At 66.0% G+C, this 23952-nt stretch carries 25 protein-coding genes; 10 read left to right on the top strand and 15 right to left on the bottom strand.

What is annotated here, in order from left to right; genetic code table 11:
• Together QZZ33_RS07265 and lpdA are read right to left on the bottom strand one after the other, a co-directional pair.
• Positions 1–440: biotin/lipoyl-containing protein (locus QZZ33_RS07265; protein WP_291379107.1), on the bottom strand; the 440-nt coding region annotated here is incomplete at its 3' end.
• An 18-nt stretch (positions 441–458) separates the two neighbouring features.
• Entirely contained in the window at positions 459–1844 is a 1386-nt protein-coding gene (gene lpdA / locus QZZ33_RS07260; protein WP_291379106.1) for a dihydrolipoyl dehydrogenase, read from the bottom strand.
• 31 nt (positions 1845–1875) lie between these two features.
• Here lpdA and QZZ33_RS07255 point away from each other — a divergent pair, with 31 nt between their 5' ends.
• A complete protein-coding gene (locus QZZ33_RS07255) occupies positions 1876–2274 on the top strand; it encodes an oxidoreductase (protein ID WP_291379105.1) in 399 nt (132 codons plus the stop codon).
• A 50-nt stretch (positions 2275–2324) separates the two neighbouring features.
• Here QZZ33_RS07255 and QZZ33_RS07250 read toward each other — a convergent pair whose 3' ends face one another.
• Entirely contained in the window at positions 2325–3776 is a 1452-nt protein-coding gene (locus QZZ33_RS07250) for a leucyl aminopeptidase (RefSeq protein WP_291379104.1), read from the bottom strand.
• A 31-nt stretch (positions 3777–3807) separates the two neighbouring features.
• Here QZZ33_RS07250 and QZZ33_RS07245 point away from each other — a divergent pair, with 31 nt between their 5' ends.
• Complete coding sequence (locus QZZ33_RS07245; RefSeq protein ID WP_291379103.1) at positions 3808–4824, top strand: quinone-dependent dihydroorotate dehydrogenase; 1017 nt, start codon at positions 3808–3810, stop codon at positions 4822–4824.
• Here QZZ33_RS07245 and amrS read toward each other — a convergent pair.
• The 4 genes from amrS to QZZ33_RS07225 form a co-directional block, all read right to left on the bottom strand.
• Positions 4799–5977 (bottom strand): AmmeMemoRadiSam system radical SAM enzyme, encoded by a 1179-nt coding sequence (gene amrS / locus QZZ33_RS07240; protein ID WP_291379102.1) that lies wholly within the window; start codon positions 5975–5977, stop codon positions 4799–4801. The two genes, QZZ33_RS07245 and amrS, sit on opposite strands and share 26 nt — an antisense overlap.
• On the bottom strand, positions 5941–6555 hold the full coding sequence (gene amrA / locus QZZ33_RS07235; protein ID WP_291379101.1) for an AmmeMemoRadiSam system protein A: 615 nt from the start codon (positions 6553–6555) through the stop codon (positions 5941–5943). Before amrA ends, amrS begins: the two co-directional genes overlap by 37 nt.
• Positions 6548–7357, bottom strand: a complete 810-nt coding sequence (gene amrB / locus QZZ33_RS07230; protein WP_291379100.1) for an AmmeMemoRadiSam system protein B — start codon at positions 7355–7357, stop codon at positions 6548–6550. Before amrB ends, amrA begins: the two co-directional genes overlap by 8 nt.
• 235 nt (positions 7358–7592) lie before the next feature.
• On the bottom strand, positions 7593–8609 hold the full coding sequence (locus QZZ33_RS07225; RefSeq protein ID WP_291379099.1) for an aldo/keto reductase family protein: 1017 nt from the start codon (positions 8607–8609) through the stop codon (positions 7593–7595).
• Positions 8610–8818: 209 nt separating this feature from the next.
• On the opposite strand from QZZ33_RS07225, the gene QZZ33_RS07220 reads away from it, so the two are divergent.
• Positions 8819–9310, top strand: coding sequence for a GyrI-like domain-containing protein (locus QZZ33_RS07220; RefSeq protein ID WP_291379098.1), 492 nt, complete (start codon positions 8819–8821; stop codon positions 9308–9310).
• The gene (locus QZZ33_RS07215) at positions 9307–10116 is read left to right on the top strand and encodes a MerR family transcriptional regulator (protein ID WP_291379097.1); all 810 of its coding nucleotides are present in this window, start codon (positions 9307–9309) and stop codon (positions 10114–10116) included. Before QZZ33_RS07220 ends, QZZ33_RS07215 begins: the two co-directional genes overlap by 4 nt.
• 57 nt (positions 10117–10173) lie before the next feature.
• Here the strand turns inward: QZZ33_RS07215 and QZZ33_RS07210 are convergent, their stop codons facing one another.
• Together QZZ33_RS07210 and nadA are read right to left on the bottom strand one after the other, a co-directional pair.
• Complete coding sequence (locus QZZ33_RS07210) at positions 10174–10740, bottom strand: DUF3043 domain-containing protein (RefSeq protein ID WP_291379096.1); 567 nt, start codon at positions 10738–10740, stop codon at positions 10174–10176.
• Between the two features lie 46 nt (positions 10741–10786).
• Positions 10787–11992, bottom strand: a complete 1206-nt coding sequence (nadA, locus tag QZZ33_RS07205) for a quinolinate synthase NadA (RefSeq protein WP_291379095.1) — start codon at positions 11990–11992, stop codon at positions 10787–10789.
• Positions 11993–12065: 73 nt separating this feature from the next.
• Between nadA and QZZ33_RS07200 the strand changes: the two genes are divergently transcribed.
• Together QZZ33_RS07200 and erpA are read left to right on the top strand one after the other, a co-directional pair.
• Positions 12066–13040, top strand: a complete 975-nt coding sequence (locus QZZ33_RS07200; RefSeq protein ID WP_291379094.1) for a glycerate kinase — start codon at positions 12066–12068, stop codon at positions 13038–13040.
• 93 nt (positions 13041–13133) lie between these two features.
• Entirely contained in the window at positions 13134–13487 is a 354-nt protein-coding gene (gene erpA, locus QZZ33_RS07195) for an iron-sulfur cluster insertion protein ErpA (protein WP_291379093.1), read from the top strand.
• A gap of 5 nt (positions 13488–13492) precedes the next feature.
• Here the strand turns inward: erpA and QZZ33_RS07190 are convergent, their stop codons facing one another.
• Positions 13493–13741 carry a sulfurtransferase TusA family protein gene (locus tag QZZ33_RS07190; RefSeq protein ID WP_291379092.1) on the bottom strand — a complete coding sequence of 83 codons (249 nt, stop codon included), beginning with the start codon at positions 13739–13741 and terminating at the stop codon, positions 13493–13495.
• Positions 13738–14874 carry an aminotransferase class V-fold PLP-dependent enzyme gene (locus QZZ33_RS07185; protein ID WP_291379091.1) on the bottom strand — a complete coding sequence of 379 codons (1137 nt, stop codon included), beginning with the start codon at positions 14872–14874 and terminating at the stop codon, positions 13738–13740. Before QZZ33_RS07185 ends, QZZ33_RS07190 begins: the two co-directional genes overlap by 4 nt.
• A 32-nt stretch (positions 14875–14906) precedes the next feature.
• Here QZZ33_RS07185 and coxB point away from each other — a divergent pair, with 32 nt between their 5' ends.
• Genes coxB through QZZ33_RS07170 form a run of 3 tightly spaced genes read left to right on the top strand, consistent with a single transcriptional unit; the run spans position 14907 to position 17894 of the window.
• Complete coding sequence (gene coxB / locus QZZ33_RS07180) at positions 14907–15770, top strand: cytochrome c oxidase subunit II (RefSeq protein ID WP_291379090.1); 864 nt, start codon at positions 14907–14909, stop codon at positions 15768–15770.
• A gap of 11 nt (positions 15771–15781) precedes the next feature.
• Positions 15782–17482: a cytochrome c oxidase subunit I gene (ctaD, locus tag QZZ33_RS07175; protein ID WP_291379108.1), complete on the top strand. Its 1701-nt coding sequence runs from the start codon at positions 15782–15784 to the stop codon at positions 17480–17482.
• 10 nt (positions 17483–17492) lie between these two features.
• Positions 17493–17894 (top strand): cytochrome c oxidase subunit 4, encoded by a 402-nt coding sequence (locus QZZ33_RS07170; protein WP_291379089.1) that lies wholly within the window; start codon positions 17493–17495, stop codon positions 17892–17894.
• Between the two features lie 70 nt (positions 17895–17964).
• Here the strand turns inward: QZZ33_RS07170 and QZZ33_RS07165 are convergent, their stop codons facing one another.
• From QZZ33_RS07165 to QZZ33_RS07155, 3 genes are all read right to left on the bottom strand, one after another.
• The gene (locus QZZ33_RS07165; protein WP_291379088.1) at positions 17965–18255 is read right to left on the bottom strand and encodes a hypothetical protein; all 291 of its coding nucleotides are present in this window, start codon (positions 18253–18255) and stop codon (positions 17965–17967) included.
• Between the two features lie 241 nt (positions 18256–18496).
• Positions 18497–19480, bottom strand: coding sequence for a quinone oxidoreductase (locus QZZ33_RS07160; protein ID WP_291379087.1), 984 nt, complete (start codon positions 19478–19480; stop codon positions 18497–18499).
• 42 nt (positions 19481–19522) lie between these two features.
• Entirely contained in the window at positions 19523–21877 is a 2355-nt protein-coding gene (locus tag QZZ33_RS07155) for an excinuclease ABC subunit UvrA (RefSeq protein WP_291379086.1), read from the bottom strand.
• A gap of 301 nt (positions 21878–22178) precedes the next feature.
• Between QZZ33_RS07155 and QZZ33_RS07150 the strand changes: the two genes are divergently transcribed.
• Positions 22179–22604 carry a pyridoxamine 5'-phosphate oxidase family protein gene (locus QZZ33_RS07150; RefSeq protein WP_291379085.1) on the top strand — a complete coding sequence of 142 codons (426 nt, stop codon included), beginning with the start codon at positions 22179–22181 and terminating at the stop codon, positions 22602–22604.
• Positions 22605–22885: 281 nt separating this feature from the next.
• Here QZZ33_RS07150 and QZZ33_RS07145 read toward each other — a convergent pair whose 3' ends face one another.
• Positions 22886–23821, bottom strand: coding sequence for a hypothetical protein (locus QZZ33_RS07145; protein ID WP_291379084.1), 936 nt, complete (start codon positions 23819–23821; stop codon positions 22886–22888).
• Positions 23822–23952 lie beyond the last annotated feature (131 nt).

Raw genomic sequence — 23952 nt, 5'->3', positions numbered from 1 at the left:
CGGGGGAGCGGGGGCTCAGGTGCGGCCTGCTGCTGCTCAGGCTCAGGCTCCGGCTCCGGCGCAGCTTCCTGCTTCGCAGGCTCGGGCGCCGGTGCGGCCTGCTGCTGCTCCGGCTCGGGCGCAGCTTCCTGCTGCTCAGGCTCAGGCTCAGGTGCCGGTGCGGCCTGCTGCTCAGGCGCGGCGGGCGCCGATCCCTTCTCTGACTCATCACCCAGTCGAGCCAAGACGGTGCCCACCTCGACGGTGTCGTCTTCGTTCACGAGGATCTCAAGCAGGGTTCCCGCCACGGGGGAGGGAATCTCGGTGTCGACCTTGTCGGTCGACACCTCGAGAAGGGGCTCGTCCACCGCGACGGCGTCTCCCACTGACTTCAGCCAGCGGGTCACCGTGCCTTCGGTGACAGACTCTCCGAGCGCGGGGAGGGTGACGTCGGTGCTCATTGCGTGTCTCCTTGAGGCCTAGTCGTGCGCGTGAAGCGGCTTGCCGGCAAGCGCGAGGTGCGCTTCCCCGAGCGACTCGTTTTGGGTGGGGTGGGCGTGAATGAGGGGGGCAACGTCCTCAGGGTGGGCGTCCCAACTGACAATCAACTGCGCCTCGCCGATCTGCTCGCCAACGCGAGAACCGAGCATGTGAACGCCCACGACGGGTCCATCGACCACGCGCACCAGCTTGATGAACCCTGCGGTTCCCAAGATCTGGCTCTTGCCGTTGCCGCCCAGGTTGTACTCGAGCGCCTTCACCTTGTCGTCGCCGTATTGCTCCTTGGCCTTGGCCTCGGTGAGCCCGACGGAGGCGACCTCCGGCTCGCAGTACGTGACGCGCGGGATGTTCGCCTCGACGATAGGCGCGGGGCTCAGCCCGGCAATCTGCTCTGCCACGAAGATGCCTTGCTGAAAGCCGCGGTGTGCGAGTTGCAGCCCAGGGACGATGTCACCGACCGCGTAGATGTTCGCAATGCCGGTGTGGAGCCTCTCGTCGGTCAGGACGAAGCCGCGGTCAACGCGCACGCCCTGCTCTTCGAAGCCGAGACCGGAGGTGCGGGGACCGCGGCCCACCGCGACCAACAACACGTCGGCCTGAAGGGTGGTGCCGTCCTCAAGGGTGACGGTCACGCCGTTGTCGTCTTGGGTGACTTCCTTGAACCGTGCTCCGAGCTTGAAGTCGATGCCGCGCTTGCGGAACGCGCGTTCGAGACCCTTAGACAGGGACTCGTCTTCGTTGGGCACGAGGTGAGGCAGTGCCTCGATGACGGTGACATCCGCGCCAAATGACTTCCACACGGAGGCGAACTCAACGCCGATGACGCCGCCGCCGATCACGATCGCTGACTGAGGTACCCATTCCATGGCGAGCGCCTGGTCGGACGTCATGACGCGTCCGCCGATCTCGAGGCCGGGAAGGGTGCGACTGTACGAGCCGCTCGCAAGGATCACGTTCTTGCCGGTGTAGCGCTCGCCGCGCACCTCGATCGCGTCGGGACCGACCAGGGTGCCGTGGCCCTCGATGACGGTCACCTTGCGGGACTTCACCAGGCCCTGCAGACCCTTGTAGAGACGGTCGACAACGCCCTGCTTGTAGGCGTTGACCTTGGGCATGTCGATCGAATGGAACTCGGTGTTGACGCCAATGGACTCGCCGTGGCGAGCATGGTCGGCGACTTCGGCGGCGTGCAGCAGGGCCTTGGTGGGGATGCATCCCCAGTGCAGGCAGGTGCCGCCTACCTTGGCCTCTTCGACCATCCCCACGCTCAGACCGAGCTGGGAGGCGCGCAGGGCTGCGGCGTATCCGCCGGAGCCGCCGCCGAGGACGAGAACGTCAAACGAGTGGGGTATGGACTCGGTCACGGGACTCAATTCTCCTTGTAAGGATGCGGGTATGTCCCATCTTGCCACTCGTGGCGCACCGCGCGAACTCGACAACCATGACTACGCTGTGATCATGAGTTTTCTGGGGCGCCTCTTTGGCCGTAGCACATCGACAGTGACACCGACGGGTTCTGGATCGCGCGAGGCTCAGGCCAAGACGATGCAGCACTTCCGCGCGTTCATTTCTGAACGAGAGGGTTGTGAGGCCTTCATCGAGCCAGCTACCCGCGTCACACAGACGACGCTCGTGGTGGTGGCTGGCACGGGAGAGTGGACCCGCCGCAAGGTTCCGGACGCCGCCGCCGCCCGCAAGGTTGCCAAGGACCTGTCGGTGCCCGTGTTCGACGTGAACCTGTCTGGCTACCCATCGCGCATGCGCGAGTGGAACGAGAAGCACCGCCAGCTCTAGCGGGCGCCGACCTGCTGGCGCCCGCCGCCCGTTGACCTATGCGGCTTGACCTATGCGGCGCGGCGCTCGAGGAACTCGAACAGCGTCCGCACTGCCGCGCCCGTGGCGCCCGGAACGGTGTAGCCGTACGGGCCGCCCTCATTGAATGAAGGCCGCGCGATGTCGACGTGCGCCCAGGTGGCGTCGCCCACGAACTGCTTGAGGAACATCCCGGCCGTGAGCATGCCAGCGGCTCCGCCTGAGTCGCCTGTGTTCTTGAGGTCGGCCACCTTGGACTCGACCATCTCGAGCAGGTAGTCCCGCAGCGGCATCGGCCACATGTCCTCATCCACGGCGTCGGCAGCTGCGACAATCTCTGCCTGGAGGTCAGCGGAGCCCATGACTCCAGACGTGCGCTGTCCGAGCGCGACGCCCTGTGCCCCCGTCAGGGTCGCCACATCGATCACGACGTCTGGCTTCTCCTCGATGGCGCGCACCAGGCCGTCGGCGAGCACCAGCCGGCCCTCGGCGTCGGTGTTGAGAACCTCGACGGTCTTGCCGCCGTAGATGCGAATGACGTCCGACGGTCGTTGTGCCGTCCCTGAGGGCATGTTCTCCGCCAGGCACAGCCAACCGGTGACGGCGATCGGCAGCTTGGCGCGGGCGGCGGCGAGCACGGTGTGCAGGACGGCCGCGGAGCCGGACATGTCTGACTTCATGGTCTCCATCGACTTGGGCGGCTTGAGCGAGATGCCGCCGGTGTCAAAGGTGATGCCCTTTCCCACGAGGGCAATCGTCTGCGTGGCGCCTTCTGGCGCCCAGGCGACTCGCACCAGGCGCGGAAGGCGAGAGGACCCCATCCCGACCGCCAAGAGGCCCCCAAAGCCTTCGTCGGCGAGCTGCTGGGGTTCCCACACCTTGACGTCGCAATCAAGCTGCGCGCCATAGCCCTGTGAGATCTCGGCAAGCGAGGCGGGGAACATGTCGAGCGGGGGAGTGTTGATGAGGTCTCGCGTCCCTGCCACGGCGCCAGCGATGACCTTGGCGCGCTCGATCGCGGCTCCCGACGCTCCAGCGATCAGCCAGCTGGTGAAGGACTTCTCGTCTTCGCCCTCAGCCTCTGACTTGTAGTCGGTGAACGCGTAGGCGCCCAGCAGTGCCCCTTCGGCGATGGCGGAGGCCGCGCGGTCGCTCGTCGCAGGCAGGCCGACGACGACGGTTCCCGGCTTCTTCCCGCACGAGCGGGACGCGCACCCGGCGGCAAACCGCAAGTCGCCGTCGGAGGCGTCTCCGAGGCCAACGAGCACGATGCGGCGAGCGGCGGTGTTCGCACCGGGAAGCACCGTGACGGCGCCGAGCTTCCCGCTGGCCTCCAGTTGGGCGGCGGTCTCGGTGAGGGTCTCCTGGACATCGGAAGGCAGTTGCGGATGTGCCGCAACCTTGCCGTCTGCGTCCACGCCGAGGATGAGGGCGTCGCAAGCCAGGGTGGGAAGGGACTGGTCGGTGGTGGAAATCGTGGTCATGGCCCCGAGCCTATCCCGCTAAATTGATCGCATGTACGCCCTACTGTTTCGCTGGGTCATCGTCAGGATGAGCACCGAGCGAGCCCATCATGCGGCGGTTGCCGCACTCCGGTGGGGGTGGCCGCTCGTGGCGGCGGCGCGATGGCTGAGGCTCATGCGGCCAGCACCAGCGGCGGCTGCCGTGCGCGCCATGGGAATCGACTTTCCGGCTCCGTTGGGCCTCGCGGCTGGCCTCGACAAGAACGCGGTTGCCGTCAAGAGCCTGTGGCTTGCGGGCTTCTCTCACGTGGAGGTCGGGACGGTCACTCCCAAGCCTCAACCAGGCAACGAACTGCCCCGCGCGTGGCGAGAGCTGGACATCCGCGGCTTGCGCAATCGGATGGGATTCAACAACGAGGGAGCGGACGCGGCCGCGCGTAGGCTCGCGACGCTTCGGCGCTCTGCGGTGGGGCGGGCGGCGATTGTCGGCGTCAACATCGGCAAGAACAAGACCACGTCGGCCGAGGATGCGCCGCTTGACTACGGATACTGTGCGCGAGTGCTTGCCCCGTACGCGGACTACCTCGTCGTGAACGTGTCATCGCCGAACACGCCGGGACTACGTGATCTGCAGTCGGTCGCGGCGTTGCGCCCCATTCTGGAACACGCCAGGGCGGGCGCGTCAGAGGCGGTCAGGGGCCGAAAGGTGCCGCTGTTGGTCAAGATTGCGCCCGATCTGACGGATGAGGACATCGACGCAGTGGCCTCCCTGGCGCTCGAACTCGGCCTTGATGGAATTGTTGCGACGAACACGACCATCGCGCACGATCGCGGCCCCGGCGGGTTGTCAGGTCCGCCGCTGCTCGGCCGGACGGTCGACGTGATCGCCCGGTTGCGGGTACGGGTGGGGGCGGACATGTGCCTCATTGGCGTGGGCGGGGTCACCACGGCCGACGATGCGGTTGCGGTTCTCGACGCTGGCGCCACCTTGGTGCAGGGCTACACAGCGCTGGTCTACGAGGGCCCCTTCTGGCCGTCCCGCATCAATAGGAAGTTGGCGACGCGCTGATCGGGAGCGAGCGTTGACCCCAGTGGCCGACCGCATCACCGAAGCGTCCAGGGACCGCGGTTCCGCACGACGGGCAGCGGCCGTTCTCCGTGAGGCGGTAGGCGAGGATCCTGTACCAGTCCCGCTCGATGAGCGACTGCCCACACGCGTGACAACTGGTCGTCTCGCATTCCGGGTCATGCACGTTGCCGGTGTAGACAAAGCGGAGCCCGGCATCGAGCGCAGCGGCCCGCGCCTTGCGCAGGGTCGCGGGGGGTGTGGGGGGAATGTCGAGCATCTTGAAGTCGGGGTGGAACGCCGAGAAGTGGAGGGGCACGTTGGGCCCTAGTTCTGCGAGGATCCAGCGCGCCATGCGCGCGATCTCATCCTGCGAGTCGTTGTGGCCGGGAATGAGGAGGGTCGTCAGTTCCATCCAGGTGTCGGTGTGGTCGTGCACCCAGACGATGGTGTCGAGCACGTCGCGCAGGTGGCTGCCAGTGACCTTCCGGTAGAAGTCCTCGGTGAACCCTTTGAGGTCGATGTTGGCGGCGTCCATGGGTGCAAAGAACTCGGCCCTGGCCTCTGGACTGATGTAGCCGGCGGTGACCGCGATCGTGTGGATGCCGCGCTCGTGGCAGGCGCGGGCGGTGTCGATCGCGTACTCGGCGAAGATCACCGGGTCGTTGTAGGTGAAGGCGATGGAGTCGCAGTGAGAGGCGGACGCCGTCTGAGCGATCTCGTCCGGACCGGCCACCGCTGCGAGCCGGTCCCACTCGCGGGACTTGGAGATGTCCCAGTTCTGACAGAACCGACAGTTGAGGTTGCAGCCAGCCGTCCCGAACGACAGCACAGCGGTGCCTGGGTGGAAGTGTGCCAACGGCTTCTTCTCGACCGGGTCTATCGCGAAGCCCGAGCTCCGTCCGTAGGTGGTGAGCACCATGCGGTCGCCGTCTCTCGCGCGCACAAAGCAGAATCCTCGCTGTCCCGCGTGCAGGCGGCAGCGTCGGGGACACAGGTCGCACTGAATACGGCCGTCGTCGAGCGGGGTCCACCAGCGCGCCGTCGGGGAGTCCGGCCACGACTCGACGTCGGGAGCGTTTTCTCCGGCACTGGGGGTGGGTGGCCCTGTCACGTCCGCTACCCCCCGTTCCGTGTCGACGGGCGCTCCTGCCACGCCGCGACGGTGTAGGTGTGCAGGCGGGTCTCTGCGTGCCAGACCCCCGGCTCGACCCCGGCCTTGAGCCACAGGTGGCGCAAGAAGGCCTCAGGCTGCGGCAACTCGCCCCATACCTGGGGCAGGAACGTCGCCCGATGTCGCGATCCCACCTCAAGGATTACACCGTCGGTTCCCGGCCGGAGAGCGTTGTACGCCTCGACGAAGCCAGTGACGTCTAGCGGCGACGACGGGGACAGGACGGAGACCTCGAGGGCAACCTGGTCGATCTCATCGCGGTCTAGCGGCGGGAAGCGGGGGTCGCGCAAGGCGGCGGCGACGGCGTTGGCTTGCACATCGTCACGGAGCGGCAGCCTGGCCTCGAGCGACCCGATGCATCCTCGCAGCGCGTGCTCTTCCGTCAGGGTGACGAAACTCGCGCCCGGCGCCAGGAGCCACGTCGGCTTCTCGGTGGGGAACGTGGAAGGTTCGCCCAGTGCGGACCTGATCGCCGCCCACGCAAGGGGGATCAGGATGCCGCCAGCATCGGGCGGGAGGACGGCGTCGTCCGCGGCGGTGGAAGCGTCGGAGTTAGCCACGGCCGTCCTCCTCGAAGGCAAAGGCGCAGTAGCCGACGACGCTGGTGGGGTCGCCTGCAGTGTCTGAAGAGTTGCGAAGATCCAGCAACGTGGGACGCAGGGCGCGGCGGCGTGCCGCGACGAGCAGCCCATTAAGCGGGGTCGCGCCGCACGCGTACTCGTGGTGGATCGGCCCGTCGAGCGCGGCGATCTTGGCGACGGTGGCGGCGTCGATCAGCTTGGCCTCGCTGTCCGGCAGGTAGTGCGACAGGTCAGTGCTCACCACCAGGAGTGTCTCCGGCCCGCCCCACAGCGCCTCGAGTACATCGGCGACCTCGTCGCCGGTCGCCTCGCCCGCCACCAGCGGGACCACCTCCACGTCTCCCAGGGTGCGTTGGATGAAGGGCAACTGAACCTCCACCGAGTGCTCCCATCGATGCGCGTCTGGTGCGACGCACACCTGGGGGAGCGTGGACAACTGGTCCGTGGCCCAGTCGTCGGGCACCCTGACCACCCCGAGCGGCGTAGCGAATCCCTGCGCGCCGGCAAGGGCGATCCCGCGCAACGGCACCCGATGGCTGGGGCCGATGACGATCACCCGCTCGACGAGGCCCCGCCCTTGTGCCGCGCGGGCGTAGGCGAATGCGGCAACGGGACCGGAGTACTGGTAGCCAGCGTGCGGGACCACCAGGGCCTTGGGCATCGGGGCCGGCGATGAGGCGGCGTCGGCAAGCAGCGCGTCGACGGTGTCGCGCAATACGTCGGCACTCCGGGGGTAGAAACTCCCGGCGACGGCTGCCTCTCGGAGCGTAGGCGAGGGCATGGTGCATCACCTCGTGACCATGATATCGCCGGGGACTTCGAGGGTCACGGCCCAAGAACTGCAGGTGTTCGGGTGGGTGAGAAAATTCTGCCACGAGGCGGGAACCAAACGCCGGATAGTGCCGTTGTAGAAGGTGTACGCACCTGCCAGGCGTACGAATCGCATTGTTTTCTCCTTTGAAGCACGAAGGCCCCGCAACCGTGAGGTTGCGGGGCCTTCGTGTGTCTGCGGCGGGTCAGGAAGGGCGACCCGTGGGGTTGCTTTCCACCGTCTGGCGAGGGTCGCGGACCACCACGTCGCCTAGGGCGTCGTCAATCCGTGACATGAGTTCCGCAGGAATCGTCACTCCGGACGCCTTGGCGTTCTCGTGCACCTGCTCCGGTCGGGAGGCGCCGACGATGGCTGCGGCCACGTTGTTGTTCTGGAGGACCCATGCGACGGCAAGTTGCGCCATGCTGAGTTCCAGTTCGTCGGCGATGGGCTTCAGTTTCTGAACGCGCTCCAGGAGCACCTCGTTGTCGAAGAAGCGGCCAATCATCTTCTTGCCGCCCTTCTCGTCCGTGGCACGCGATCCCGCTGGCGGAGCCTGGCCAGGCTTGTACTTGCCGGTGAGCACGCCTTGGGCGACGGGGGACCACACAATCTGGCTCACACCCGACTCGTGGGAGGCTGGCACCACCTCGTCCTCAATCACCCTCCACAGCATCGAGTACTGGGGTTGAGAGGAGATGAGCTGGAAGCCCAGCTGCTTCGCCAGGGCCGCTCCCGCGCGGATTTGGTCGGCGGTCCACTCGCTCACGCCGATGTAGTGGGCCTTGCCCTGGCGGACCACGTCGGCGAACGCCTGCATTGTCTCTTCGAGCGGTGTCTCGTGGTCGTAGCGGTGGGCCTGATAGAGGTCCACGTAGTCTGTCTGCAGGCGCTTCAGGGAGCCGTTGATGGACTCCATGATGTGCTTGCGGCTCAGCCCCGAGTCGTTTGCTCCGCCGGGGCCTGTCGGCCAAAACACCTTGGTGAAGATCTCGAGGCTCTCGCGGCGTTCACCCTTGAGGATCTCGCCCAGGACCGTCTCTGCCTTGGTGTTGGCGTAGACGTCGGCAGTGTCGAACGACGTAATGCCGACGTCGAGCGCGGCCTTGACGCACGCCGTCGCCTGCTCATTTTCGACCTGCGAACCGTGCGTGAGCCAGTTGCCGTAGGTGAGTTCGGTGATCTTGAGTCCTGAGTTGCCCAGGTAGCGGTAGTTGATCATGCTTCCACACTAACGCCGACACGCGGGGGTGTCGTAACGTTTCGACTCGGTCGCCGGAGAATGCGAGCTGCGCGGCCTGTCGAGACATCAGCCCGGCCTCCCCGAGCGGGTTCATGTCGGTCACCAGAGCCCCTTGACTCTGTCCCTGGGACAAGGTGTTGGCTGACGGTGGCCCATCCGAGGTACGGGTGGCGACCAGGAGGAAGCTGATGACCGAATTCACTGTCGAACAACGACCGGAGCGTCCCTGGGTCGGCGTGAAGATGACAGCAGAACTTGCGCACTGGGATCGTTTGAATGCGCACGTCCCGCGCATCTACAGTGCGTTGGCGGCTGCGGGCGGGGTTCCGCTGGGCGGGCCGATCTACCAATACCACCGCCTGAAGACTGCACAGGATCCGATGGAGATCACGGTGAGCGTCCCCGTGGCAGCGTGCATGGAGATCGGCGAGGGATTCGATACCGGCGCCCTTCCCGCAGGCCGATACCTGGTCGCCAGGCCCGAAGGCGGGCCCGATGTGCTCGCCACTGTGCATCGGGAGATGTGGGAGTGGGCGCAGGTCCAAGGGCTAGTACTCGCGATCGATGAGCGTTCCGACGGAATCCACTGGCAAGGCCGCACGGAGCAGTTCCTCACGGATCCGCAATCGGAGCCGGATCGCAGCAAGTGGGCCACCGAGGTCACATACTTGTTGAGATGAGCGAGACCAGCCCGAGGCTGTCGATCGGCGAGTTCAGCCGCGTCACGTGGCTATCTGCCAAGGCGCTCCGCTTGTACGAGCGACGAGGCCTGCTGCAGCCGGACCTGGTCGACGAGTACACGGGGTATCGCTACTACCTGCCATCGCAGGCGCAGCGCGCACGCATGATCGCGTTGCTGCGTCGCGTTGGCATGCCGCTCGAGCGCATCGGCGCGATCCTCGACGCGTCCAAGGTTGAGCGGCGCAGATTGCTCGCCGAGTACAGGGTCGAAGCCGCCCGGGCGCATGAGCGCGCGACCGCTCTGCTCGACAGTCTCGCGACCGACCTGTTCACCGAGCCGTCCCGCTCCGCGGTTGACGGGCCCACGGTGTCGACCCGTGAGGTAGCTGCCCAGGCGTACGTCGCACACATGGCGCGCACTACGGCCGCAGATCTCCCGTCACACATCGAACGCGCGGTCGCATTGCTCACGCAGAGGGCAGGCGCCGATATCGACAGGAGCCAGGCCCTCGTCGTGGTCTATCACGGCGAAGTCAGTTGGGAATCGGATGGACCCATCGAGGTGCGGGTGCCGGTGAAGAGCGAGGCGATGGCGGATGGCGTTGAACCGCCTGGAAAGGAACTCTTCACTGAGGTTCCCTATGGGGACGTCCAGTTCCCCACCATCTTGCGCGCCTTCGACGCGGTGCGCGATGCCGCCACGTTTGACACGCGCAGGCCGTCAGGATCCCCTCGCGAGATCTACCTCGAAGGGGAACCCTTCCGATGCCAGGTCGCGCAACGCTACGTCGAGGCTCAGCGCTGACGCCAAGCGGGTGAAAGCCCACGTGGCCCGTGTAGGCGCCTCACGGGGAGCGCGCCCCTAGACCGGGTACTCGCCGCGTTTGACTACTGGCCTTGGAACGCGCAAGCGACGCAGATTCATGAGGCGTGCTGCAGAGTACAGGCGCCACCCGCGGCCGAGGGCGTCGGCGCCGAACTTCTCGGTGATGCGCCTGCGCATCGAGCGCATGGCCCACATGGTGTCGCCGATGGCGGCAAACACGAGTCCATAGAAGGCGAAGATGATGAGGCCGCCCACGTTCGGGTTCGAGTTGAAGAACAGTGACGCGATGACGAATGCGATCGACCCAGGCAGCGCGAACTCGCCCAGGCTGGTGCGGGCGTCAATGAAGTCGCGGATGTAGCGGCGAACGGGCCCACGGTGCTCGACGGGCATGTTCCTCTCGTCGCCGTTCAGCATGGCCTGCTGCTCCTTGGCGCGCTGCTCCCGGATGCGGGCCCTGCGCTCCTTGGTTCCCGATTTCGGGTCGGCGACCAATGCACGCCGGTGGGCTGCCTCTTGCTCGCGGCGCTTGGGCGTTGGTCGGCCCTTGCCAGCGGCTGCCTCCTCGGCGGAAAGCTCCTCTGGGTGTTCCTTGCGTGCCATGTGGTGGTCGTCCTCTCGTCAGCCGTGCCGGTGGTGGCGTCGGCTATCAGTCCTTTTCCGGCTGCGCCGCCGGAAGAGCGAGCATGCGGTCGAGCGCGACCCGCGCCTGCTCTTGGGTGGTCTTGTCGACGACGATGCGGTTGGGGACCTCGCCAGCCAACAGCGATTCGAGCGTCCACACGAGGTGTGGCAGGTCGATGCGGTTCATCGTGGAGCAGAAACACACCGTGTCTTCCAGGAAGTGCACCTGCTTGTCGGGGTGGGCGTTCGCGAGGCGGCGCACCAGGTTCAGTTCCGTGCCGATTCCCCAGGCGCTTCCCGGTTCGGCCGCGTCGAGCGCCTTGATGATGTACTCGGTGGAGCCCACGTAGTCAGCGTTGGTGACCACCTCGTGCGTGCACTCGGGGTGCACCAAGATGTTGATGTCTGGCACGTTCTCGCGCAGCGTGTCCACGTTGGCCTTGCGGAATCGGCCGTGCACGGAGCAGTGACCCTTCCACAGGATCACGCGGGCGGCGTCCAACTGTTCGGCGGTGTTTCCTCCCAGCGGCTTGCGCGGGTCCCACACCACGCAATCGTCGAGGCTGAGCCCCAGTTGCAGCACCGCCGTGTTGCGGCCCAAGTGCTGGTCCGGCATGAACAGCACCTTTCCGTCGCCGTCAATGCCGCCCACCTGGTCGAAGGCCCACCGCAGCGCCACCTCGGCGTTAGAGGAGGTGCACACCGCGCCTTCGTGTCGGCCACAGAAGGCCTTGATGGCTGCCGTCGAGTTCATGTAGGTGATCGGCACCGTGCGGCTCGCGACGCCCACCTCGTCGAGCTGCGCCCAAGCATCCTCGACCTGGCTGATGCCAGCCATGTCGGCCATCGAGCAACCAGCGGCCATGTCCGGCAAAATCACCGCCTGATCGTCGGACGTGAGAATGTCGGCGCTCTCGGCCATGAAGTGCACTCCGCAGAACACGATGAACTCGGCATCCGGCCGGTCCGCCGCATCGCGAGCCAATTTGAACGAGTCGCCCGTCACGTCGGCGAACTGGATGACCTCGTCGCGCTGGTAGTGGTGGCCAAGGATGAATACCCGGTCTCCGAGCGCCTCCTTGGCCTTGCGCGCGCGTTCCACCAAATGGGGGTCGGAGGGTTCGGGGAGGTCTCCTGGACAGTCCACGCCGCGCTCGGACACGGGGTCCGTGCGTTGCCCCAGCAGGAGCAGCGCTGGCGATGCCTCGGGTTCCTGGAACGTCTGCGTCATCTGACCATTGTTTCACGCGTGAGGGCCTCCGGTTCGTCGTCCCCCTACGCCCTGAGCATGCACACTGGTCCGCATGCGAGTGGTGGCAGCGGTGAATGGTTGGCCGGGGGACGACGCCATGGGCGCTCGTGCGGCGGCGGTGGCGGTTGCTCAGGTATGGAGCGAGGCGTCGCCTGGCTCGGCCATCGAGGCCCTGCCGGTGGGGGATGGCGGCCCGCGCACGGCCGACGCGTGGGCCGGCGAGCGCTCCCTCGCCGGGGGAGCGGAGGTCGTCACGCACGGCGGCGCAGTGTGGCTGACGCCCGCACAAGGCGCGGCGCGTTGGAACCCACTCGACGTGTCGGCGGCGCTCCTGGGCCTCGCGGCGGCAGGCGCCACTGCACCCGTGGTCATCCCAGTGGGCGACGTGCCGCCCGCTGGTGACGCCGCGGACCTATGGGGAGGCGGGCTCGTCGCGGTGCGACAAGCGCTCAAGGGTCTCGACCTCGTGGCGCTGACCACCTCACGCAGGCCGCTGCTGGGCTTTCACGGCATGAGCGCCGCTCTCGTCGACGGCAGGGAGGGCGATGGCGCGCTCGCCGCCGCCGCTCAGGCGCAAGAACAGCGGTGGGTCGAGATCTCGAGCGAGGCCGATGCCGTGGCCGTTCGCGGGTCCCTCGTGGGGCCGTCACGGCTCTCTGACCAGCCAGGGACGGGCGCGGCGGGAGGTCTCGCCTACGCTTTGGCTGCCCTGGGCGCCCGAATCATTCCCGCTTCGCACTACCTGGCCGATGCGTCGGGCCTCGCCGATGCCGCCACCGCCGCAGACCTGGTGATGGGAGTGGGGGGCGACCTCACGCCGTCGTCGCTTGACGAGGGAGTGGCCGCGAGCGTGGCCGCAGTGGCGGCACGTGGGGGAGTGCCAGCGACGATGCTCAGCACCGCCGTCAACGTGGGGCGCCGCGACCTCATGGCCGCGGGACTGTCCTCGGCACACGAGGCGCGGCATGGGCGCTCAGGCTTGGCGGACGGCGTACGTCGCGTGGCGCAGACGTGGGCGCCTCGCTGACGGGCACAAACTCGTCGGACCCCGCGTTGGTGTTCACAGGGCGACGCGCAGCGTCGTACCCTAGAGGGAACTCGTATTGGAAGGAGTCGCCATATGACAGACACCGTAACTGAGACTTCGGCGCACGGCGTGGTCATCACCGACGCGGCTACATCGAAGGTCAAGAGCCTCCTTGCGCAGGAGGGTCGCGACGACCTTCGTTTGCGTCTGGCGGTGCAGCCTGGCGGCTGCTCCGGCCTGATCTACCAACTCTACTTCGACGAGCGCACGCTCGACGGCGACGCTGTCAAGGATTATGACGGCGTCCAGGTGGTCGTGGACAAGATGTCGGTTCCGTACCTTGACGGTGCGAAGATCGACTTCGCGGACACGATCGAGAAGCAGGGCTTCACGATCGACAACCCCAACGCGGGCAGTTCGTGTGCGTGTGGTGACTCGTTCAGCTGATCAGATCAGCTTCGCAAACGGACGGTGAGGGCTAGCGCCCCGCCGTCCGTTTCGCTTTCCCCCACAAAGTCGTTGCCCGTCATGCGCGCCCATGCGGGCACGTCGTAACGCGCGGCGAGGTCGGTGGCCAGGACCGTGATCTCGGTGCCCGCCGCGAGGCCCTTGGCGGCCTTGGCCAGCATGATGATCGGCATGGGGCATGCCGTGTCTCTGGCATCCACCACGGATGGTGCGCTGGCTGGCTGATCGCTCACGACGCGATGTGCGGGGCGCCGATGCGCTTTCGCACCACGTCGAGCGCGTCTGGTAGTTCCGTCAGGAAACGCTCGATGTCGTCTTCAGAGACTCCGGGGTGTAGCGCGACGCGCACATTGCCGTGGGTGAGTGCGCCAACGGCGGCGAGCACCCGCGACGGCTCGAGCGTGCCTGATACGCAGGCTGAGCCCGAGCCGACCGCGAATCCGCGCCGATCGAGTTCTCCCAGCAACACCTCGCCATCCACGTACAGGCAACTGAACGTGACGACGTGGGGAAGGCGCTCGTGGGGATCGCCCAGCACGTCCACGCCAGGCACCTGTGCGGCTGTGGCGCGGATGCGGTACACGAGGGCCGCGAGGCGGTCGTTCTGCTCGCGCCGCGCCTCCTCGCGTTCCTGCAAGGCCACGGCCGACGCGAGAGCCAGGGGCACGCTGATGCCGCCAGGTGCCCAGTCGTCGCCATCTGGCCATGCCTGCAGCCACCGAGTGTGCGGCTCAAGGGCCAGCACGCCAATGCCAGCAGGCCCGCCCCAGTCAGCGGGATGCGCCACGAGCGCGTCCCAATACGCAGGAGGGTCGATGTGACCGATGCTCGAGGTCGCGTCAACGAGCAAGGGAACGTCCGCCGCCTGGGTAGCGCGAGCGACGTCTTCGAGTCGCTGCACCGTGCCGAGTTCCTGATTTGCGTGCTGCACGGCGGCGAGCGCCACCTCATCTGACTGGAGGGCCGCGGCGAGTCCCTCGATGCTGACATGCCCTGCCGTGTCGACTGCCACGGTGTCGACCGAGTGTGGGGCGGTGAACGCGGCGGCGTTGGCAAGGGCATCCCGCTCGATGGCGGACACGACGATGCGATGGCGACCGCGCCTCGCCGCGTGGATGCCCGCGATGCAGCGCGCGAACGCATCGTGAGGGCTGGTGGTGAAGTGCAGCAGCTCTGGGCGGGCGCCCAACACGTCGGCGATCGCCTCGCGCGAGCCGTCAACGAGGGCGCGCGCACGCCGCGATTCGGCGCTCAGTCGGGCCGGATCAGCCCAGCCTTCCGCGAAACCGGCGCGCAAAGCGTCGGCGACGCGACCGGAAAGCGGCGCAGAACCGCCCGAATCGAGGTAAACCCGGGACCTTTGCATGTCATAACGGTATCGCGCGATAGTATGCATCAGTGGCTACCTCGTCCCCAGTAGCGCTTCGTCGTCTACGCCCAGCCGCCCTCATCGTAGGGGCGTCGTCCCTGCTTGCGGGCTGTGCGGGCCAGTCCGAAGCCAATGGTCTCCCCAGTCAACCCGGCGTCACCAACCACACAGGTCGCATCATCGACCTGTGGAACTACTCATGGCTCGCCGCCATCGTCGTCGGCGTCATCACGTTGGCGCTGATCCTGTGGGCCGTCACGGTCTATCGCAAGAAGAAGGGCGACGAGAAGCTGCCCATGCAGACTCGCGCCAACGTGCCGCTCGAGCTCATGTACGTGGCGGTGCCGCTGCTGATGATCGCGGTGCTGTTCCGGTGGACCGCCACGGACGTTGCGGCCATCAAGGACCTCTCGGACGAGCCGGATGTTCGCATTCAGGCGATCGGCAAGCAGTGGGCTTGGGACTTCAACTACCTTGACGACGACGTCTACAGCGTGGGCGTGCAGGCGAGGCTCACCGGCGAGGAGGGTGTCGAAGAGACCCTGCCGGTCCTGTACCTGCCGGTCGATGAGCTGGTCGACATCCAGCTCGACTCGCGCGACGTCATTCACTCGTTCTGGGTCCCTGCGTTCCTGGTCAAGCAGGACTTGATCCCTGGCCGTACCTCCCATATGCAGTTCATTCCGCAGCAAGTGGGCACCTACCAGGGCAAATGTGCTGAGCTGTGCGGCGAGTATCACTCGGCCATGCTCTTCAACGTGAAAGTGGTGCCCCGCGAGGAGTACGACGCCTACATTCAGTCGCTGCGCGACGCTGGCCAGACGGGCTCCATCGGCCTCGAGTACAACCGCCTGCAGGACGTTGACGTCCAGCCGAGCGGCGAGGAGGGCTAGACGTGGCAACCATGGCATTCGAGTCGGATCGTCCGGGCGAGCAAGCCCCCACGATCGCTCGCCGTCGTAGCGGCTCCGTAGTGGTGCGGTGGATCACGTCGACAGACCACAAGACGATCGGCTACATGTACCTGGCGACGTCATTCGCGTGGTTCATCATCGGCGGCATCTTGGCGCTGTTCATTCGTGCTGAACTGTTTGAACCCGGCATGCAGGTGGTGCAGTCGGCCGAGCAGTACAACCAGTTGTTCACCATGCACGGCACCATCATGCTGTTGCTGTTCGCGACGCCGCTCTTCGCCGGTTTCGCGAACGTCATCATGCCGCTGCAGATCGGCGCCCCGGACGTCGCCTTCCCACGCCTCAACATGCTGGCGTTCTGGTTCTTCCTCTTCGGCGGACTCATCGCCGCCGCGGGGTTCTTCACGCCTCAAGGCGCGGCGTCGTTCGGCTGGTTCGCCTACGCGCCGCTGTCCAGCACGGCGTACTCGCCCGGTGTGGGCGGGGACCTGTGGGTATTCGGTCTCGCGCTCGGAGGTTTCGGCACCATCCTTGGAGCCGTCAACTTCATCACCACGATCGTGACGATGCGCGCCCCTGGCATGACGATGTTTAGGATGCCGATCTTCACGTGGAACACCCTCGTGACGTCGATCCTGATCCTCGTGGCCTTCCCGCCGCTCGCGGCCGCGCTGTTCGCACTTGGCTCCGACCGCGTGCTCGGCTCCCAGATCTTCAACCCCGATTTCGGTGGCGCCATCCTGTGGCAACACCTCTTCTGGTTCTTCGGACACCCAGAGGTCTACATCATCGCTCTGCCATTTTTCGGCATCGTGTCGGAGATCTTCCCCGTCTTCAGCCGCAAGCCGCTGTTCGGTTACCACGGGCTCGTGTACGCAACGGTCGCCATTGCGGCGCTTTCGGTGTCCGTGTGGGCACACCACATGTACGTCACAGGCGCCGTGCTGCTGCCGTTCTTCGCGTTCATGACGATGCTGATCGCAGTGCCGACTGGGGTGAAGTTCTTCAATTGGATTGGCACGATGTGGGGCGGGAAGATCGTCCTGGCCACGCCGATGCTGTGGTCCATCGGCTTTCTCATCACGTTCCTCTTTGGCGGGCTCACCGGCGTGATCCTCAGTTCGCCAGTGCTCGACTTCCCCGTGTCTGACAGCTACTTTGTGGTCGCTCACTTCCACTACGTGGTGTTCGGCACTGTGGTGTTCGCGATGTTCGCAGGCTTCTACTTCTGGTGGCCCAAGTTCACCGGCAAGATGCTCCACGAGGGACTCGGCAAGTTGCACTTCTGGCTGCTGTTCATCGGCTTCCACCTCACATTCTTTGTGCAGCACCTGCTGGGCGCAGGCGGAATGCCTCGCCGCTACATGGACTACTTGCCTGAGGACGGATTCACCATTCTCAACCAGGTCTCGACCATCGGGGCCTTCCTGCTGGCGTCGTCCACGCTGCCGTTCCTGTGGAACGTCTACAGGACCGCCAAGCACGCGCCTCGAGTCACCGCCGACGACCCGTGGGGCTACGCCAACTCCCTCGAGTGGGCGACCAGCTGCCCGCCCCCGCGACACAACTTTGCGTCGATCCCGCGCATCCGTTCGGAACGGCCCGCGTTCGACCTGCATTACCCGCAAGTGGCGGCCGTCGACCACCAGGCGGCAGGCGACAGCGACATCGACAAGCCGGCAGTGAGTTAGGAGGCAAGCCATGAAACTCGAGTCCAATGTCTTCTTGCTCCCCGGAGCGTTCTTCCTGCTGGTTGCGATCGTCTACGGTACGCTGACCGATTTCCAAGAGCTGGTGGGATTCCCCGCGATGCTGCTCTCGGCTGGCCTCGCCTTCATGGTGGGCATCTACTTCCGCATGCTGACCAAGCGGCACGGCGACCGGCCAGAGGACCGCGAGGAGGCCGCGATCTCGGAGGAGCCAGGTGACCAGGGCCTTTACGCTCCGTGGTCGTGGTGGCCCTTCGTGGTCGCCCTGGGTTGCGCTCTCGGGTTCCTGGCATTGGCCGTGGGGTGGTGGGTGATGGTTCCCGCCGCCATCGTGTCGCTGATCGGCCTGGTGGGTTGGGTATTCGAGTACTCCACGGGGCGCTTCGCGCACTAGCGTTTCCAGACGCCGAACCCCGGCTCCGCAACGGCGCGGACCGGGGTTCCGGCATGTGCGTCCGACGCGGCTAGAGCCAGCGGCGCACCGCGTCCGTGAGGTGTACCTCGTAAGGAATTTGCGCGAGCTCGTCCGCGGTGGTCTGAACCCGACGTCGGCGGGCCAACTGCACCATGCACGCCCACGGCCGCTCGGGATCGGCGGCGGAGACCTCTGGCAAGACCACGTTGCGGATAGCCGCCATGAGGGTAGCGGCGCACAGGCCCTCGCGCACGTGTCCGTCCGGTGATCCAAATGTGAACTCGAGTCCCTCACGCAACACCACGCGGGTGCCGTCCTCGAGGTACAAGAACTCACGCACTGAGAATGTCTGGCAGTCAGTGGATGTCGAACAGCTGCGGACCAGGTCGCACTCCGCCGAAATGGCGGTAGGGCGCGGCGCATTGGTGCGGTGGTCGGGAGGAAACGGTCCCGACGTCGCCAGCGCGTACCTGCGCGGGTGGGTGCTCCACCGTGCTGTCGTGGGCAAGGCCACTCCTTGTGCTCGTCTCAGTGCGATTCTGCCACTCGGTGGCCCATCGCGCACCTGTATCCTTCCGCACTCACGGAATGAGCAGCACCTTGCCTGTGGTCCTGCGGCCCTCTAGGGCCCGGTGCGCGTCCGGGGCCTCTTCAAGCGGGTATCGGGAGCCGATGCGTACGTCCAGGCTGCCGTTGAGAATTGCGGCAAAGAGCTCGCCGCTGCGCCACGCCCGCTCCTCTGGCGTGCGCAGAAAGTGTCCGAGTGATGGGCGCGTGACGCTGAGCGAGCCTCCCGCGTTGAGTCGCTGCAGGTCGACGGGCGGCACCTGCCCCGATGCTCCTCCGAAGAGCACCATGGTGCCGCGCACGGCGAGGCAGCCCAGTGAGGCATCGAACGTTGACTTGCCGACGCCGTCGTACACCACGTCCACGCCCTGCCCGTCGGTGAGGTCGCGTACCTCCTGGGGAAGCTCGTGAGCCATGTCAGTGAACCGGTCATAACGGATCACGGCATCGGCACCTGCTTCGCGAGACAGCGCCTCCTTGCGTTCGCTGGACACGGTGGTGACGACCCGCGAACCCCTCGCCACCGCCAACTGCGTGAGCAGCAGGCCAACACCGCCAGCGCCCGCGTGCACGAGCGCCGTGTGGCCCTCGCCCAGTTCGAACGACGAGGTGGCCAGGTAGTGCGCCGTCAGCCCTTGCAGCATGGACGCCGCCGCTGTGTCTGACGCCACCGCATCGGGCACGGCGTAGCAATCGCCCTCGCCAAGCAGAATCTGCTCGGCGTAGGAGTCGGACGTGGAGGTCCAGGCGACGCGGTCGCCCACCGCGGCCCACGTGACGTCGCCTCCCGCCTCGATCACGGTGCCGGCGCCCTCGCTGCCGGGGATCATCGGGAATTCGACGGGGTAGACGCCAGCGCGGCGGTACGTGTCGATGAAGTTGACGCCAGCGGCCTCGACGCGCACCCGCACGCGGTCTGGCGAGCAGTCGGGTGCGGGGACGTCGGCAAGGCTCATGACCTCGGGGCCGCCTGCATGGGACGCGATGATTGCCTTCATAACTTCCATCGTGACACGATCGCGCTTCGCAGTGGGTTGCGACTAGGCGACGTATTCCTTGAGGTGCTGCGCGGTGAGCGTCTTGCCGCCAGCCACCATCTGGGCCGCAGTGCCTTCGAACACCACGGTCCCTCCGTCGTGGCCCGCTCCCGGGCCAAGGTCGATGATCCAGTCGGCGTGGGCCATGACTGCCTGGTGGTGCTCGATCACGATGACGGTATTGCCGTCGTCCACCAGGCGGTCCAGCAGCGCGAGCAGGTTGTCGACGTCCGCCAGGTGCAGGCCGGTGGTGGGCTCATCGAGGATGTAGGTGGTGCCCTTCTTGGCCATCTGGATGGCGAGTTTGAGCCGCTGGCGCTCGCCCCCTGACAGGGTGTTGAGCGCCTGGCCGAGCCCGATGTAGTGCAGGCCCACGTCGTTCAGGCGCTGGAGCGTCGGCGCGGCCGGGCCGTCGGCGAAGAACTCGAGCGCCTCCGCCACGGACATCTGGAGTACGTCGTGGATGTTCTTGTCCCTCAGCCTGTACTCGAGCACCTCGTCGGTGAAGCGCTTGCCCTCGCACGCCTCGCACACGGTGCTGACGGTGGCCATGGGCCCCAGGTCGGTGAAGATGAGGCCGGCGCCCTTGCACGCGGGGCACGCGCCCTCCGAGTTGGCGCTGAAGAGCGCGGGCTTGACTCCATTGGCCTTGGCGAAGTCCTTGCGGATGATGTCGAGCAGGCCCGTGTACGTCGCGGGGTTCGAGCGTCTCGAGCCCTTGATGGCTCCCTGGTCAACCACCACCACCTGGTCGAGCGAGCCGAGGTTTCCGTGGATGAGGGAGCTCTTTCCCGACCCTGCCACGCCAGTGACGACGGTGAGAATACCGGTGGGCACGTCCACGCTCACGTCCCGCAGGTTGTGCTGGTTGGCGCCCCTGATCTCGAGCACGCCCTTGGCCGCGCGGGGGTCGGTGCGCAGTTGAGCGCGGTGATCGAGGTGGCGCCCCGTGAGCGTGTCAGAAGCGCGTAGCTGCTTCACGGTGCCCGTGAACTCGACCCTGCCCCCGTCCTTACCAGCGCCGGGCCCCAGGTCCACCACGTGGTCGGCGATGGCGATCACCTCGGGCTTGTGCTCGACCACCAACACGGTGTTTCCCTTGTCGCGCAGGCTCTGTAGCAGGGCGTTCATGCGCTGGATGTCGTGGGGGTGCAGGCCGGCGGTGGGCTCGTCGAACACGTAGGTGACGTCGGTGAGCGCGGATCCGAGGTGACGCACCATCTTGACGCGTTGCGCCTCGCCTCCAGAGAGCGTGCCCGCGGGGCGGTCGAGGCTCAGGTAGCCGAGCCCGATCTGCACGAGCGCGTCGAGGTTCTCCTGCAAACCTGCCAGCAGGGGAGCGACGGACGGCTCGTCGAGCCCGCGCACCCATTCGGCGAGGTCGGAGATCTGCATGGCGCAAGCGTCGGCGATGTTGACCTTGCCGATGCGGGACGACCGCGCCGCCTCGGCCAGCCGCGTCCCCTCACAGTCTGGGCACGTGGTGAAGGTGAAGGCCCGCTCCACGAAGGCGCGAATGTGCGGCTGCATAGCGTCCACGTCTTTGGAAAGCATCGACTTCTGGATCTTGGGGACCAGGCCCTCGTAGGTCATGTTGATCGACTCGATCTTGACCTTGGTGGGCTCCTTGTAGAGGAAGTTGTCCCGCTCACGTTTGCTGAAGTCGCGGATGGGCTTGGTGGGGTCAAAGAAGCCGGACTCGGTGAAGATGCGCACGTACCAGCCGTCCACGGTGTAGCCCGGGATGGTCAGGGCGCCCTCCGCGAGCGACTTGGAGTCGTCGAACAACTGGGTGAGGTCGATGTCGTTGATGGTGCCCATGCCCTCGCAGCGGGGGCACATGCCGCCGAGAACTTTGTACTCGCGCTTCTCCGCGATGACGGCGCCGCCCTTTTGGATCTTCACCGATCCCACGCCCGTCGAGGACGGCACGTTGAAGGAGAACGCCTGCGGCGGCCCGATGTGCGGCTGGCCCACCTTGCTGAACAGGATGCGCAGCAGAGCGTTCGCGTCGGTGGCGGTGCCCACGGTGGAGCGCGAGTTGGCGCCCATGCGCTCCTGGTCGACGATGATCGCGGCGCTCACTCCGCTGAGCGAATCGACGTCAGGGCGGTTGAGCGAAGGCATGAAGCCCTGGACAAAGGCGCTGTAGGTCTCGTTGATCAGCCGCTGAGACTCGGCCGCAATGGTGCCAAATACCAGGGACGACTTCCCGGAACCCGAGACGCCGGTGAACACGGTGAGCCTGCGCTTGGGGATGGTGAGCGAGATGTCCTTGAGGTTGTTCTCGCGCGCACCATGAACCTCGATGAAGCCATGGGAGTCGGCTGGATGGGTGCGGTCGGAAGAGTCGGTCACGGCTGGCTCCTTGGAGGCTGGCGGCACGGGGACGATGCCAGGCACGATTCTAGGGCGGGGGACCGACGGGTGGTGGGGTTGGGGTGGATTGCCGACGCTAGGCCCAAGTCCCCGGCCGCCTGCGCCGTCGCGTGAGCACCACAATTCGACACTCGCTTGATCGCGTAGACGGCGGAGTCGCGCCCCGATGCAGATATGTGGTGCTCACGCGACACCAACACCACCAAGAGGTGGCGCGTGTGTGGTCCAGCCGAGCCCAACGGCCCGCTCTCGCGCAGTCGGATCGCACTAGGGTTTCCGCATGGACATTGACCCGCAGAACCCCGCAGCCGTCGCTGCGTTCGCCCGCCAGGAACGCCTGGTCGTCGTCTCCACCGTCTCGCCAGCGGGTGATCCGGAGGCTGCACTCGTGGACATCGCAGCCGACGACGAAGGAACGTTCTTCTTCACCGCTCGCAGCACCGCGCGGAAGATCGCCAACCTGCGCGCGAACCCCAAAGCGGCCATGGTCATCGGCACCACGGGCGAAGTCTCGCTCCAACTCGAGGGCCGCGCCTACGTCGCGGAGGGCGAAGAGAAGGCCTACTTCGCGGCGGCCCACGTGGCTCACTACCCAGGTTCGCGCGCGGAGCACGAGGACTTCGCGATGGTCGTGATCCGCCCCACCTGGGTGAGGCACTACGACGCCTCAACAAAGCCGCCGGTGGTCGTCGAGGTGAGCTGGTAAACAAGACGTCGACTCCTGCAGGACACCCGTGAACTGAAGAGGGGCTAGCCACTCTCTCTGGCGGCGTGGGGGCCAAACGGGCGGGTCGGCCCGTGCGAATCGGACAACTGCAGCGAATGGTGATAACCCATTGCTTGGATCAGGGCGGGTCGGTGCTTCCCAAGGCAAGGACCTGAGAAACGGGGGTGCTCATCGACTGGCACGCCCGGCGGCTCAAGGACTTCCTGGGCATTGTGGGCCGGAACGGACGACCAATGTGCGCACCATGGAATCGAGGATGCTCAACGAGTGGCGAAGGCGTAGATTGTGACGAGGGCGCTCAATAGGCCCAAGAGGCTCAGTAGCGCTACAGTCCCTCGCCGAATCAGATCTCCCACTCTTGGCCACTGTGGCGTGTCTATGCTTGGTGGCAGGTCGGCCAGATGACCTTCAAGATTCGAGAAGGCCTTTCCTAGCCCCAAGATGTTGATTGACTCGCCCTTCCGAGTCCGACCGCGTGTGATCTCGGGGGCCGAGACCCATCGCTCGACAGGGGACATCCGCAACTTCTTGCTCGCGAGTCGTATTGTGAAGAACGTCATGTTGTACCGCGAGAGCGCACCAAAGGTTCTCGATACCTGGTCGGCGACTGCGTTTCCGTGATAGGCGAGTTGATCAGTGGTCCTTCCGGTCAGGATTCCCGGCACCTCCTCCTCAAGTTCCCTCCACATTGCGTCTGTGACGTCCAAGTCTTCGGGCCTTCTGTGGCCGCCGACTAACTGGAAGGCGCGTGCTCGGCTGTCCCATCTCACGAGGTATCGCGAGCCGAGCCCGAATCTGTAGTTGGCCTTTATGATGACCTGGACGACTTCGGAAATGCGTACTGGAGCGGATTCTCCATTTGCGGCACGGGCGAGTTCCATCGCGTACGTGAGCGCTGGTCCGCTCGGCGCCCCTGAAGCGCCCGGCGTTTCAGGTCTGTCCCTGTCCCAACCACCGAGAATCGTCTTGCCTTCGCGAATGTGAGCGGCGACGCTTCGGAGGAAGAAGCTCGCGGTGTCGCTGGTGGGCCGAAACCTGCCGGGTCCGTCTGACTGGAGGGCACCAAACGCAACCAAGAGTTCGGCGACGCGTTCAGCAGTTTCGGCGCTCGACGACAGGTTGGCGGGGACCGCTTGATGCGGTGAGCCCGAGAGTCCGTCGATGATATTCGCAAGTCGATTCTCGGTCGTGTCCATCCCGAGATGTTACAAGTATGGTTCACGCTATGCGGCGCACAGAACCCGATCCCGTTTCGCAGCCGGCCTATGTGTCGATCATGCCTCCATTTCCGCGACAGCCTGAGGTGCTTCGAAGTCCGTGGGACGGA

Origin of the sequence: Demequina sp., from assembly GCF_016278775.1 — a bacterium.
Taxonomy (GTDB): domain Bacteria; phylum Actinomycetota; class Actinomycetes; order Actinomycetales; family Demequinaceae; genus Demequina.
Note: the sequence above shows the minus strand (reverse complement) of the source record. Positions and strands in the feature narration are given on the sequence as shown.

Excerpts from the sequence above, each read along its gene's own strand:
- QZZ33_RS07255 (WP_291379105.1), top strand. The coding sequence starts at position 1,876 with ATGTCCCATCTTGCCACTCGTGGCGCACCGCGCGAACTCGACAACCAT.
- QZZ33_RS07250 (WP_291379104.1), bottom strand. The coding sequence starts at position 3,776 with ATGACCACGATTTCCACCACCGACCAGTCCCTTCCCACCCTGGCTTGC.
- QZZ33_RS07245 (WP_291379103.1), top strand. The coding sequence starts at position 3,808 with ATGTACGCCCTACTGTTTCGCTGGGTCATCGTCAGGATGAGCACCGAG.
- amrB (WP_291379100.1), bottom strand. The coding sequence starts at position 7,357 with ATGCCCTCGCCTACGCTCCGAGAGGCAGCCGTCGCCGGGAGTTTCTAC.
- QZZ33_RS07225 (WP_291379099.1), bottom strand. The coding sequence starts at position 8,609 with ATGATCAACTACCGCTACCTGGGCAACTCAGGACTCAAGATCACCGAA.
- QZZ33_RS07220 (WP_291379098.1), top strand. The coding sequence starts at position 8,819 with ATGACCGAATTCACTGTCGAACAACGACCGGAGCGTCCCTGGGTCGGC.
- QZZ33_RS07215 (WP_291379097.1), top strand. The coding sequence starts at position 9,307 with ATGAGCGAGACCAGCCCGAGGCTGTCGATCGGCGAGTTCAGCCGCGTC.
- QZZ33_RS07210 (WP_291379096.1), bottom strand. The coding sequence starts at position 10,740 with ATGGCACGCAAGGAACACCCAGAGGAGCTTTCCGCCGAGGAGGCAGCC.
- nadA (WP_291379095.1), bottom strand. The coding sequence starts at position 11,992 with ATGACGCAGACGTTCCAGGAACCCGAGGCATCGCCAGCGCTGCTCCTG.
- QZZ33_RS07200 (WP_291379094.1), top strand. The coding sequence starts at position 12,066 with ATGCGAGTGGTGGCAGCGGTGAATGGTTGGCCGGGGGACGACGCCATG.
- erpA (WP_291379093.1), top strand. The coding sequence starts at position 13,134 with ATGACAGACACCGTAACTGAGACTTCGGCGCACGGCGTGGTCATCACC.
- QZZ33_RS07185 (WP_291379091.1), bottom strand. The coding sequence starts at position 14,874 with ATGCAAAGGTCCCGGGTTTACCTCGATTCGGGCGGTTCTGCGCCGCTT.
- ctaD (WP_291379108.1), top strand. The coding sequence starts at position 15,782 with ATGGCATTCGAGTCGGATCGTCCGGGCGAGCAAGCCCCCACGATCGCT.
- QZZ33_RS07170 (WP_291379089.1), top strand. The coding sequence starts at position 17,493 with ATGAAACTCGAGTCCAATGTCTTCTTGCTCCCCGGAGCGTTCTTCCTG.
- QZZ33_RS07160 (WP_291379087.1), bottom strand. The coding sequence starts at position 19,480 with ATGAAGGCAATCATCGCGTCCCATGCAGGCGGCCCCGAGGTCATGAGC.
- QZZ33_RS07150 (WP_291379085.1), top strand. The coding sequence starts at position 22,179 with ATGGACATTGACCCGCAGAACCCCGCAGCCGTCGCTGCGTTCGCCCGC.
- QZZ33_RS07145 (WP_291379084.1), bottom strand. The coding sequence starts at position 23,821 with ATGGACACGACCGAGAATCGACTTGCGAATATCATCGACGGACTCTCG.